Here is a 10,459-nt window from a genome sequence, read left to right on the forward strand (position 1 = left end):
TCATGAGGCGACCATCCACCCACGATGCGATTGTCATCGGGGCCGGCCCGGCAGGCACTTCGCTGGCTTTGCTGCTCGCCCGGCGCGGGTGGTCCGTCGCGATCGTGGAAAAGAAAATGTTCCCGCGCCGCAAGGTGTGTGGCGAATACATCTCGGCAAGCAATCTGGCGCTTCTCGACCGACTGGAGGTCGGCGATGCCTGGCGCGCAAATGCCGGCCCCGAAATCCGCCGCGTCGGCTTCTTTTCCGGAGCGACTTGCATCGAGGCGCCGATGCCGGGTGCAAAATATGGGCCTCCTGTAGAAGGCGCCTTCGGCCGGGCGCTCGGCCGGGACATGCTGGACCATTTGCTGCTGCAAGCGGCGCGATCGGCGGGCGCCGAAATCTTTCAGCCTTTTCGCCCCGTCGCCATTGATCAGGATGGCGAGATGCAAGCCGTGCGAATTCAGGCAAAAGACGAGAATTCCGGGGACGGAACGACAGTCTTGCGGGCCCAGGTGGTCGTCGCCGCGCATGGTTCCTGGGAACCGGGACCGCTGCCAAGCCAGCTCAACAAGGCCAGCCACCCGTCTGACCTGCTCGGCTTCAAGGCGCATTTCACCGGGGCATCGCTCGCGTCTGATCTGATGCCTCTGCTGATATTTCCCGGCGGCTATGGCGGCATGGTCCTGGCCGATCATGGCCGCATGTCGATCTCTTGCTGCATAAGGCGTGACGTGCTCGCGCGGCTGCGCATGAACCATGTCTCCGAACCTGATAGGCCCCGGCAGGACGGCCATCCGTCGGCCGCCGAGGCGGTCTTTCGCCATCTCATGGCTTCTTGCCGAGGTGTGAGCGATGCTCTTGGCGGGGCGTGCCTCGACGGTCCGTGGCTAGCAGCCGGCCCGATCCGGCCTGGCATCCGCGCCTGCTATGAAAAGGATATCTTCCGCGTCGGCAATGCCGCAGGGGAGTCTCATCCGATCATCGCCGAAGGCATCTCGATGGCACTTCAGTCCAGCTGGCTGCTGGCCGCCGAACTCGCCGGCGCGTCAAGCGGCCGGGCGGGCCGCGAAGCTGCCGGCAGACGCTACCAAGCGGCCTGGAAGAGACTGTTTTCGACTCGGGTCTACGCAGCTGCAGCCATTGCCCGAACGGCCCTCTGTCCCGGCGGCGCAGCATTGATGGGTGCGGCTGTCCGCAGTTTCCCGCAAGCGCTGACACTGGGCGCCCACATGAGCGGCAAGACCAGGGCGATCCCCGGTCTTGGATGATCCGCGCTGCGGCGCTTCGCTTGCGTTCGTGGCATTGAGCGGGCCGGGTTATGGAACATTCCGTAGCAGCCAGCGTTCTGCCTGTGGTTTCGGGTTAGGCCCCCTAGCCGGCATAGACGGGGATTGGTTCTCTATGCGCGCCATCTTGGACATGCACTGCCGCCGGCGTGGACGCGTCGGCGCGACGTCTGTTGGAGGCATCATAATGACCCACAACCCGCGCAGCACAGCCAGCGTCTCCGGCCATCCCATCCATCCCATGTTGATTCCTTTCCCGATCGCGTTTTTTGTTGCCACCTTGGTTTGCGACCTGATCTTCTGGCGAACCGCTAACCCGGGCTGGGTCACCGGTACGCTTTGGCTCCTTGGAGCGGGCCTGATAATGGCCGCCCTGGCAGCCCTTGCCGGCCTCACGGATGTCTTGGGCGATGTTCAAATTCGCAATCTTACAACGGCATGGCTTCATGCAGGTGGAAATGTACTTGTCGTCCTGATCGAACTTTACAACTGGTACTCCCGATACGAGCATGGCGCGGCGGCTGTGGTTCCCACCGGCCTGATCCTCTCGTTGATAGTGGTTCTCATCCTGCTGTTCACAGGCTGGAAGGGATGGGAGATGGTCTATCGGCATCGCGTGGGCGTCGCTGACGGGTCGAACGAGTTGCGCTGAACCGGCGCGTAGCCAAGGTACCTGTTCGAACTCTCCGAAGGCGCAGTTGGGAAATGTCCGCAGGCAGATGGAGGCGTTAGGACTGGACGGTGGGAGTGCGTTACTTCCTTCTGAGGCGGCTATCCTTCCGCCTTGAAGTTCTTGGCTTCCTTTTCAACCTTCGAACTGTCCTTGCCATGCTTTTGCATGAGGTCCTTGGCCTGTTTCGGCGAAACGTCGGTCGTCTCCGCCAGGCGCAATGCCTTCTTGTCCTTGCTTTCGATCTTCGGTTTCTTGGTAGGCATAGATTCTCGAACTCCTATTGCACTCGCGATTCCAGCCCAATCGGCTTTGCCAGCATTTCGTTGGCCTCGATACGGCACAACGGCGGGACGACGGGGAGGTTCCCCCGAGACTTCTCACAAGTCGGTTGCGGATTTGATTTCCACCGACCATTCACGCCGCCAACGGCGCTCGCAATGTCTCGAAAGTCGGTCGAACAGCAGCGAAGGTGCTCGGCGATTTCGTTGGAGACAGCCAATTCTACATCACCGTTGATGGTGATCTCAAACAGATGCAAACCGCCAACCGCATCGGCGCCAGCAAGTGCATCCGGCAAGACCGCAAGGTCGTTCACTGACGTGAAGCGCCGCCCTTTGCCGCCTACCGCATGCACGAGCCCAATGAAATCGGGCGCCTTGAGAACTGCCAACTCCGGCTGAAGTCCTTTGTTCGCCAAAGCTCCTGGAACCTCGATCTATCGATCGCGTTTCCGACCGGAGGTTCGAAAATGGTCCGGCGTCCGTCCTGGAAATCGATGATTGATCATAACGCGCCGCTGGTGTTGCCGTCGGCCGGTGACGCGCTGACGGCCCGGTTGATCGAGCGCGCCGGGTTCCCGGCCTATCAGATCGGTGGCTTCGCCATGGTCGCGGCCATGCACGCGGTGCCTGACATCGATCTCGAACAGTTCGGTGAAAAGCACGCCAGGGCGCGCGAAATCGTCGAAGCTTCCGACCTGCCGGTGCTGATCGACGGCGACGACGGCTATGGCGATGTCAAGAATGTGACGCGCACTGTCAGGAGCTACGAGGCGATCGGTGCCTCGGCCCTGTTCATCGAGGACCAGAAGCCACCAAAACGCTGCGGCCACATGCCAGGCAAGGAGGTCGTTGCGTCGGAATTCATGGAGGAAAAGATTCGCGCCGCCGTCGCGGCACGCGACGACCCGGATTTCTTCCTGCTTGCCCGCACCGATGCGCGGCAACCGCACGGGCTGCGCGACGCGATAGAGCGCGGCAAGCGCTACCTCGATGCCGGCGCCGACGGTGTTTACGTCGAGGGGCCGACCAGCGTGGAGGAACTGACACAGGTCGGCGAGGCGTTTAGGGACGTTCCACTGGCCACAAGCATCCTGGAGCGTGGCGGCCAGACGCCTTGGCAATCGCCTGCCGAATTGCATGAAATGGGCTACGACATGATCCTTTATCCGACGACGCTTTTGTTCCGCGCTGTCCATGCCGTGCAGCAGGCGCTCGACGATTTGCGGCAAGGCAAGCCGCTGGCGCCGGAAGCAAGCGTCGACCTCGCCAGCTTTGAGGACATCGTTCGCATATCAGAATGGGCCGGCATCGAGAACCGTTTCATGGGTCAACCTCACGACGGCATGATAAAGAAGATCAAGCAAAAGCTGTCCGGACAGTGACCCCCGCAAAGCCCCTTAAAGCACTTCATTTCCCGCCTGCCTCCCGTTTCACAAACCGGTGATGTTTGTGCCGGTCGCGAATGAATTCATTGAAGAAGCGGCCTTTGGATGACGCCTTTCTGAAAGCGGCGTAGGTTGCCGGGGGCACGTCCTCGTAATCATAGCGAATACCACTCGGCACAAACCAGACGGAAAGGATCCTGGTCGTGGGGTCGTAGCTCGTTTCGCGGATCACAGTCGACGGCATGTCGGCACCCGTTGTCACTCGGACAAACCCCCCTCAGGATTGTCCGGTTCCACGGCGGGAGATGATACTCTGCTATCTGTCACGCGGATTGCCGAATTCCGCATTGCGCTTTCTCGAATACTGATCGATGCGCGGCAGGTCGTCGTCAACATCGACCCAAGGCAGTCGCAGGTCCCAATAGGCATGTGCCTGGGGCCGGAAACGTTCGGGATTATCGAAGAAGCCGATTGTCAGATAAAGCTCATTCGGCAGGCCGTCATCGCTGTAGCCTATCGAGGTCCCGCAGTCCGGGCAGAATGTCCTTACGACGCCGCGAGTCCTCGAAAAGGTTTTCGGCGTTCCCTTGAGCAGCCGGAATTGCTCGGGCCGATAGCCAACCCAGACCGTAAGCGGACTTCCAATGGCCCGCCGGCAATCGTCATCATGATCGTAGCATATCCAGAAAGGCTCACCGTGCATGACGGCGACAACCCCTCCGCAGAAACAGGCGCCGGTCTCAAGTCTCGGCATTGGGAGACCTGGTCGCTGCTGGAGTCCGATGGGAGGGCGGTGGTGATACTGCGAATCCTCGGGCGCCAGCGCTCAGCGCATCGATTGGGCGTTCTGTTGCATTGGGCATGGTCAAGGAAACTCCGATGGACGGTCTTCGAACCGGTGAACCCGAAGTTGGTTCCAAGCACGCCAACTCCAGCTTGGTAGAAAACTCAACCGTCTTGCGGCCGCTCTGTTCCACTGGACAACACAGGTGACGTCGCTCGGAGTGCGCGCCGACACCGCCGGGAACCGCGAGGATCGACGTAGCCCAAACCGCTGACTACCCGGATGAATGGTGTTGGAAACAATCTGGAGGTTGCGGGATGGATTCGTTTCACCATCTAAGGACATGTCGTCGCTGAAAACCAGGACTACCGATTCCGTGCGCCAAGCCGATCTCTTCGATGCTGCCGACGATCATCCGCAGGGATTTTTCTATCAGCCCGACTTGATCACGCCGGAAGAAGAAACCGAACTCGCCCGGCAACTGCAAATCCTGCCATTCCAGGCATTTGATTTTCATGGCCATCTGGCAAACCGGCGTGTCATCGGTTTCGGCTTGCGCTACGATTACGACCGGCGTGAAGTCTTGGAGGCGCCCGCGATACCTGATTTTCTACTGCCTCTGCGCAAGAAGGTCGCGGCCTTTGCAGGCCGGCCTGCCGAAGCTTTCGAGCAGGTGTTGGTCAACGAGTACCAGCATGGCGCTGGTATCGGCTGGCATCGCGACAAGCCACACTTCGAAGATGTGGCCGGCGTTTCGCTGCTGGCGCCGTGCAGTTTCCGCCTCCGGCGAAAGAATGGCACCAGATGGGATCGACGGACCATCGTCGTCGAGCCAAGGTCGGCCTATCTCATGACCGGTCCATCGCGCACGGAATGGGAGCACAGCATCCCACCGCTTGCGGAGCACCGTTATTCAATCACCTTGCGGACATTGCGCCCTCGAAATCCCTGATGCCTCGCGCACTGGCTTTTCAGAATCGCGGGGCCTTGCGACGCGGTCGGATCATCACGACTCCTTGAACGCGAGCCGTTCCTGGGAACATCCCAACCGCAAGTTTGTTTGAAGCAGAAGTCCAGCTTTCAGCAAGGTGAAGAATCCGATGGCCAGTTCACAGTCAATGATGGTGGTCGCCAGGCGCGATCCACCAGATGCCGATGGCGGTTGCTAACGCCTGTTTCATCGGACGCTGACCTATCCAGCCAACCAGGCAACGCGGAATTGGACCATCTTGCCCGAAAACTGGGAGCTGCTCCGGCGCCAGTGGGAATATTCGCATGCAATCGCCGCCGGGCTCAATGCCTTGGCGTTGCTGATGCTTTTCATATCGGCGCTTCGCACCGTACCACGCTAAAGCACCAAGTCATTCTGGTCTTGAGTTCCCCTACGAAAAGCCCCGCCGGCGCTGGGCCGGTGGGGCATAGTCCGAAAAGCCGACGCGATGGCTTTCCCGTCGCTGGAGTAAGGCGACTGCGACCTCAACACTCAAGGAAAGCCTAAGTTCCATTGTTTGCTAATATATCGTCGCGTGAAGCCCGATTGCTTCATCTATCTCGGTGCAAAATCCGTCAGCGCTTTCACGAATGGCTCCGGCGCCTCGATAGGCAGAAACTCACCGCAATTGGTGATCACCTGGCCATGCAGGTTCTTCGCGCCTGACAGCATCAAACCCTCGAGATAGTCGTCGATCGACCCGAAGTCCGCGTCACCCCGGATGGCGAAAAAAGAGGAATTCGCGCGACGGGAAAAGACATGGCTCCGCAGCCGGCCAACGGTCTGCATGCCGTGTCCGTCCGCGGAACAAGGATTTACCCTTGGCGTTAAATGCCAAGCGATCCCGCAACGAGTTGCATAAACGCGCCGCCGCGTGGCAGTCGCGGCGATTGCAGCTGGCTGGGACAATGCAGGAGATCTCACATGCCACTTACAGCCTTCGCCCTCAATTGCTCGCTTAAAGCTTCGAATGACAGAGAGAAATCCTCGACGGACCGGCTGCTTGCCGATGTTCTGGCGGCGCTGGTGCCATACGGCGTCAAAGGCGAAATCGTCCGTTCTGTCGACCAGGATATCAAGCCAGGTGTGCTTTCCGATCTGGGCAAGGGCGATGATTGGCCGGAACTCAGGAAGAAAATTATGGCGGCCGACATCTTCGTGCTCGGCCTGCCAATCTGGCTCGGCCAGCCCTCGAGCATCGCCAAGCGCGTTCTGGAGCGAATGGATGCGTTTTTGGAGGAGACCGATGACAAAGGGCGCATGCCGGCAGCAGGAAAGGTAGCTTTGGTGGCCATCGTCGGCAACGAGGATGGGGCGCACCACTGCCACGCGGAATGTTTTCAAGCATTGAACGACGTCGGCTTCACCATTCCCGCCAACAGCGGGGTCTATTGGGTCGGCGAAGCCATGGAAGATGTCAACTATGTCGACTTGCCGGAAACACCGGAAAAGGTCTCTGGCACTATCGAAATGGCTGCTTCCAACGCCGCCCACCTTGCTGGATTGTTGAAAGGCCAAGGCTATCCAGGCGTCACGGGATGAGTTTGGTCACGGCATGTTGAAACTGCCGATGACCGACATGTCAGAGCCAGTGGACCCCGCCCGGGAACTGGAAGGCTTGTGGCGAGTTCATATCCTCAGCAGGCGGCCGCCGGTGGCTTCGGACGGCGGGAAGCTGCAAAAAGGAGACGGAGAGGAAACGTCATGAGTCTCGGCACCATCCTCATCATCATTCTAATTCTTGCATTGCTTGGCGGCTTTAGTGGACTTGGCGGCGGGCCATTCTACGGCACCGGCTATTATGGTGGCGGCGGCCTCGGTCTGGTGCTGCTTATCGTTATTATTCTGGTCGTGCTCGGGCGCATTTAGCGTCACCTGACCCGAATGTTCGGCTTGTCGCTTCTGAGCGAGCGGCGGGCTTTGTAATGCCTGACGTAAAACGACAGCGAAGGAGAGAGTGCTGAACGCCAATGCTTCCGGTGGGGTGAGGGCGCCAAAATCGCGGCTTCTCACCGTCTTCGGGCCGGGCTTGATAACCGGAGCCTCCGACGATGATCCGAGCGGCATTGCCACCTATTCACAGGCCGGCGCGCAACTTGGCTACGGACTGGCATGGACGATGTTGTTCAGTTATCCGCTGATGTCGGTCGTTCAGGAAATCAGTGCGCGCATTGGCCGGACCACCGGCCGGGGCATTGCCGGCAACATGCGGGTCTACTATCCAAACTGGCTTCTGCAAGCGATTGTTTGTCTTCTTCTCATCGCCAACACCATCAACATCGGCGCCGACCTTGGTGCCATGGCCGATGCGTTGCGGCTTATCGTTGGCGGTCCGCAACTCCTCTACGTCGCGCTTTTTGCGGGCATATCAGTGGTTCTTGAGATATTTCTAAAGTACAGCAGCTACGTTTCGATCCTGAAATGGCTGACCGTTTCGCTGTTTGCCTATTTCGGTACGATCCTGTTCGTGCACGTGCCATGGGGAGAAGTCGCGCGCGGACTATTCGTCCCGACATTGTCGCCAGACCCGCAATTCTGGACCACGGTCGTGGCCATTTTCGGCACTACCATCAGCCCTTATCTGTTCTTCTGGCAAGCCTCGCAGGAGGTTGAAGAAGAAAAAGCCAGTCGACGCAAGCCTCTGAAAAAGGCACCGCGGCGGTTAACCCACGCCATCAAGCGCATCCGGCTGGATACTTATGTTGGAATGGCATTCTCGAATCTGGTGGCCCTTGCCATCATAATCACCGCAGGCGCAACACTGCATGTCAGGGGCATCACCGACATAACATCCTCGAGCCAGGCCGCGGAAGCGCTGAAGCCCGTCGCCGGCCAGTTCGCGTCGATGATTTTTGCCCTCGGCATCATCGGAACCGGGCTCCTGGCAATTCCGGTCCTTGCCGGGTCGGCTGGTTATGCGCTTGGCGAGGCGCGCAAATGGCCGATCGGGCTGGAGCGCAAGCCGCTGCAGGCGAAAGCGTTCTACGCGGCGATCGCCCTGGCGACGCTCCTTGGTGCGTGTCTCGACTTTACGCCTGTCAATCCGATCAAAGCCCTCTACTGGAGCGCGGTGGTCAATGGGGTGGTCGCGGTCCCGGTGATGGTGGTGATGATGCTGATGACGGCGCGACGCGATGTGATGGGGAATGCCGTTGTCCCATTGGCCATGCGCCTGGTGGGCTGGGCAGCGACAGGCATCATGGCGCTGGCGGCCGCGGTCATGATTTTCCAATTGTTCTATTAGCAGGTATTCATGTTAGGCAGGACAATCGCAATGTGGTCAGTGCGCCGGCTCGCTGACGAGACTGAATTTCTTGACTTCGCAGTGCTGGTCCAAGAGCGAAAGCAAATCTGTCGGCGGGCCGGCACGGTCCGGTCGCGTCCAGGCGATTTCAAATGAGAAGACAGGATCCTGGTTATCCGGGCGCTCCATGCCAACCAAGCGTGCCCGGTAACGCAGCGGCTTGACGAGTTCGCCGAGATCGCCCGTCTTTCCCTCCCTCCAGGCGATATAGAGTTCGGCGTGATGGTCGCGGGGAATGCGCACGTCGATCCATTTCAGCACGAGAAGTGTCAACAAGGTCAGCGCCGTCCCAGCCAACCCCAAACCGTACTGACCGCCGCCGAACGCCAGCCCGATCGCAGTCATCACCCACAATGTGGCGGCCGTCGTGACCCCGCTGACAAGGTTGCCGCGGCGAAGGATGGCGCCGCCGCCGATAAAGCCGACACCGGTCAGCACGCCAAGCGGAAAGCGCAACACGTCCATGGAGGCAAAGGAACCGGGAGTTTTGCCGACGACTCCCAGCAGCAGATTTGCCTGAGACATTGTGAGAGCGGCGGCCAGACCGACCAGAATGGTTGTCCGCAGCCCTGCCGCGTGGCCGCGCGCTTCGCGATCCAATCCTATCAGCGCGCCGGCAAGCACAGTGAAAACCAACCGTGCGGCTATATCTTGCCAATCCGGACTAATGGGCATCGCAATGACCTGCATTCGAACCCTCGTGGGCACTCAATCCGCGGTCGCACGTTAGGTTCCAGACCCCGTGTTGCCGGCAAGCCGCGCGATCAATTGGCAGATGAGATAACGGCGCCGGGTCAGCCCAGCGAGCAATGGATTTAGGGACGCGGATGGCGAACCGGAATCTGCACCACATTTTCCGATCCAGGCAGATCGAACGCCATGGCCAAGCGGCGGACGGAGGCCATTTCCACGATCAGTTCTTCGATCGAGAGATCCGGCAAACCTGTCTTCACCTTCTGCCTTACCCTGGCTGCAAGTTCATGAACCCTGACGGGGACGAAAAGCGGACTGTCGTCCAGGAGGTGGCTGATTTCGATCACCACGTCGGCGTCGATGTCTTTCGGCAATTCCCGCATGGGCGTCACCTTGATCTCGAAATGACAGTCACGTCTTTCGATCCGCGGCGATCAGGGCACTGCCCATCAGCCGATGGCGGAGGCTAGGGTACAGAGCGCAGATCAACAGCCGGATACATAAAACCGTCAGCGCTGGCATGTCACGAAAAAACGTCGGTACGGCAATAACCAAGTGCTTGTGCACGCAATCCACATGCGTCTTGTTTGAAACGCAGCGCCCGCAGTGGCTCTCTCCCCGGCAGAGAGGAACAAAAAATATCGTCCCGAATTGAGATTGATAGATTGGAGGATCGAATGTCATGGACAACAGGGAAGAGCGCATCAAACGGCGCGCCTATGAAATCTGGGAGCGCGAGGGCCGTCCGACTGGGCGCGAGCAGGAGCACTGGGATCAAGCCGTACAGGAGATAGAGGGAGAAGGTCCGGAGACTGAACGCGGCCCCGCAGTGCCTGATCCGACAGTCGGCGCCGGCTCAAAAAGCTCGAAGGACTGAAGGCTGGCCCGAGCGCCCGCCAAGGCAACCAAATTCGCCGAGCCTCGTTTGTCGATAACAGCCAGAGGAGATTTCGATGAAGAAATCCTTGTCGCTTCTGGTGTTTGCTGCTGCTCTAGAGCGGAATGAATTGAGGCTGAATCGGCGTGGGATTCCCTTAGGCGTGCAAATCTGATTCAACCTTCATGCTGGGCAAGGAG

Annotated in this window: 15 protein-coding genes; 8 read left to right on the forward strand and 7 right to left on the reverse strand. The window is 59.5% G+C overall.

All coding sequences use genetic code 11. From position 1 onward, the window contains the following. The first annotated feature begins 2 nt into the window (after positions 1 to 2). Both NKI20_RS25550 and NKI20_RS25555 read left to right on the forward strand, forming a co-directional pair. A complete protein-coding gene (locus NKI20_RS25550; RefSeq protein ID WP_352835518.1) occupies positions 3 to 1,253 on the forward strand; it encodes an NAD(P)/FAD-dependent oxidoreductase in 1,251 nt (416 codons plus the stop codon). A gap of 205 nt (positions 1,254 to 1,458) precedes the next feature. Next, positions 1,459 to 1,923, forward strand: coding sequence for a DUF2231 domain-containing protein (locus NKI20_RS25555; RefSeq protein WP_352835521.1), 465 nt, complete (start codon positions 1,459 to 1,461; stop codon positions 1,921 to 1,923). 119 nt (positions 1,924 to 2,042) lie between these two features. On the opposite strand, the gene NKI20_RS25560 is transcribed toward NKI20_RS25555, so the two are convergent. Both NKI20_RS25560 and NKI20_RS25565 read right to left on the reverse strand, forming a co-directional pair. Beyond that, positions 2,043 to 2,207, reverse strand: a complete 165-nt coding sequence (locus NKI20_RS25560; protein ID WP_352608237.1) for a hypothetical protein — start codon at positions 2,205 to 2,207, stop codon at positions 2,043 to 2,045. A gap of 14 nt (positions 2,208 to 2,221) precedes the next feature. Further along, positions 2,222 to 2,614, reverse strand: coding sequence for a hypothetical protein (locus tag NKI20_RS25565; protein WP_352835525.1), 393 nt, complete (start codon positions 2,612 to 2,614; stop codon positions 2,222 to 2,224). 105 nt (positions 2,615 to 2,719) lie between these two features. On the opposite strand from NKI20_RS25565, the gene NKI20_RS25570 reads away from it, so the two are divergent. Continuing rightward, on the forward strand, positions 2,720 to 3,607 hold the full coding sequence (locus tag NKI20_RS25570; RefSeq protein WP_352835528.1) for an isocitrate lyase/PEP mutase family protein: 888 nt from the start codon (positions 2,720 to 2,722) through the stop codon (positions 3,605 to 3,607). Between the two features lie 25 nt (positions 3,608 to 3,632). On the opposite strand, the gene NKI20_RS25575 is transcribed toward NKI20_RS25570, so the two are convergent. Both NKI20_RS25575 and NKI20_RS25580 read right to left on the reverse strand, forming a co-directional pair. Continuing rightward, positions 3,633 to 3,872, reverse strand: coding sequence for a KTSC domain-containing protein (locus tag NKI20_RS25575; RefSeq protein ID WP_502898156.1), 240 nt, complete (start codon positions 3,870 to 3,872; stop codon positions 3,633 to 3,635). 54 nt (positions 3,873 to 3,926) lie between these two features. Then, on the reverse strand, positions 3,927 to 4,364 hold the full coding sequence (locus NKI20_RS25580; protein ID WP_023757864.1) for a GFA family protein: 438 nt from the start codon (positions 4,362 to 4,364) through the stop codon (positions 3,927 to 3,929). Positions 4,365 to 4,737: 373 nt separating this feature from the next. Between NKI20_RS25580 and NKI20_RS25585 the strand changes: the two genes are divergently transcribed. Next, a complete protein-coding gene (locus NKI20_RS25585; protein ID WP_352835553.1) occupies positions 4,738 to 5,346 on the forward strand; it encodes an alpha-ketoglutarate-dependent dioxygenase AlkB in 609 nt (202 codons plus the stop codon). Positions 5,347 to 5,940: 594 nt separating this feature from the next. Here NKI20_RS25585 and NKI20_RS25590 read toward each other — a convergent pair. Then, positions 5,941 to 6,174: a hypothetical protein gene (locus tag NKI20_RS25590; RefSeq protein WP_352835531.1), complete on the reverse strand. Its 234-nt coding sequence runs from the start codon at positions 6,172 to 6,174 to the stop codon at positions 5,941 to 5,943. A 135-nt stretch (positions 6,175 to 6,309) separates the two neighbouring features. Here NKI20_RS25590 and NKI20_RS25595 point away from each other — a divergent pair, with 135 nt between their 5' ends. From NKI20_RS25595 to NKI20_RS25605, 3 genes are all read left to right on the forward strand, one after another. Beyond that, positions 6,310 to 6,927 (forward strand): flavodoxin family protein, encoded by a 618-nt coding sequence (locus tag NKI20_RS25595; RefSeq protein ID WP_352835534.1) that lies wholly within the window; start codon positions 6,310 to 6,312, stop codon positions 6,925 to 6,927. A 162-nt stretch (positions 6,928 to 7,089) separates the two neighbouring features. Further along, entirely contained in the window at positions 7,090 to 7,254 is a 165-nt protein-coding gene (locus NKI20_RS25600; protein WP_023757858.1) for a DUF3309 family protein, read from the forward strand. A gap of 88 nt (positions 7,255 to 7,342) precedes the next feature. After that, positions 7,343 to 8,629 carry an Nramp family divalent metal transporter gene (locus NKI20_RS25605; protein WP_502898157.1) on the forward strand — a complete coding sequence of 429 codons (1,287 nt, stop codon included), beginning with the start codon at positions 7,343 to 7,345 and terminating at the stop codon, positions 8,627 to 8,629. Between the two features lie 36 nt (positions 8,630 to 8,665). Here NKI20_RS25605 and NKI20_RS25610 read toward each other — a convergent pair whose 3' ends face one another. Together NKI20_RS25610 and NKI20_RS25615 are read right to left on the reverse strand one after the other, a co-directional pair. Continuing rightward, the gene (locus NKI20_RS25610) at positions 8,666 to 9,379 is read right to left on the reverse strand and encodes an MgtC/SapB family protein (RefSeq protein ID WP_352835537.1); all 714 of its coding nucleotides are present in this window, start codon (positions 9,377 to 9,379) and stop codon (positions 8,666 to 8,668) included. Positions 9,380 to 9,504: 125 nt separating this feature from the next. After that, positions 9,505 to 9,765 carry a hypothetical protein gene (locus tag NKI20_RS25615; protein ID WP_023757855.1) on the reverse strand — a complete coding sequence of 87 codons (261 nt, stop codon included), beginning with the start codon at positions 9,763 to 9,765 and terminating at the stop codon, positions 9,505 to 9,507. Between the two features lie 299 nt (positions 9,766 to 10,064). On the opposite strand from NKI20_RS25615, the gene NKI20_RS25620 reads away from it, so the two are divergent. Continuing rightward, complete coding sequence (locus NKI20_RS25620; RefSeq protein WP_352486737.1) at positions 10,065 to 10,259, forward strand: DUF2934 domain-containing protein; 195 nt, start codon at positions 10,065 to 10,067, stop codon at positions 10,257 to 10,259. Positions 10,260 to 10,459 lie beyond the last annotated feature (200 nt).

The organism is Mesorhizobium sp. M0830, assembly GCF_040319965.1.
Lineage (GTDB): Bacteria > Pseudomonadota > Alphaproteobacteria > Rhizobiales > Rhizobiaceae > Mesorhizobium.

Bases quoted from the DNA above. Each gene is read 5' to 3' on its own strand.
- NKI20_RS25550 (WP_352835518.1), top strand. From the start codon at position 3: ATGAGGCGACCATCCACCCACGATGCGATTGTCATCGGGGCCGGCCCG.
- NKI20_RS25555 (WP_352835521.1), top strand. From the start codon at position 1,459: ATGACCCACAACCCGCGCAGCACAGCCAGCGTCTCCGGCCATCCCATC.
- NKI20_RS25560 (WP_352608237.1), bottom strand. From the start codon at position 2,207: ATGCCTACCAAGAAACCGAAGATCGAAAGCAAGGACAAGAAGGCATTG.
- NKI20_RS25570 (WP_352835528.1), top strand. From the start codon at position 2,720: ATGATTGATCATAACGCGCCGCTGGTGTTGCCGTCGGCCGGTGACGCG.
- NKI20_RS25580 (WP_023757864.1), bottom strand. From the start codon at position 4,364: ATGCCGAGACTTGAGACCGGCGCCTGTTTCTGCGGAGGGGTTGTCGCC.
- NKI20_RS25585 (WP_352835553.1), top strand. From the start codon at position 4,738: ATGTCGTCGCTGAAAACCAGGACTACCGATTCCGTGCGCCAAGCCGAT.
- NKI20_RS25590 (WP_352835531.1), bottom strand. From the start codon at position 6,174: ATGCAGACCGTTGGCCGGCTGCGGAGCCATGTCTTTTCCCGTCGCGCG.
- NKI20_RS25595 (WP_352835534.1), top strand. From the start codon at position 6,310: ATGCCACTTACAGCCTTCGCCCTCAATTGCTCGCTTAAAGCTTCGAAT.
- NKI20_RS25600 (WP_023757858.1), top strand. From the start codon at position 7,090: ATGAGTCTCGGCACCATCCTCATCATCATTCTAATTCTTGCATTGCTT.
- NKI20_RS25610 (WP_352835537.1), bottom strand. From the start codon at position 9,379: ATGCAGGTCATTGCGATGCCCATTAGTCCGGATTGGCAAGATATAGCC.
- NKI20_RS25615 (WP_023757855.1), bottom strand. From the start codon at position 9,765: ATGCGGGAATTGCCGAAAGACATCGACGCCGACGTGGTGATCGAAATC.
- NKI20_RS25620 (WP_352486737.1), top strand. From the start codon at position 10,065: ATGGACAACAGGGAAGAGCGCATCAAACGGCGCGCCTATGAAATCTGG.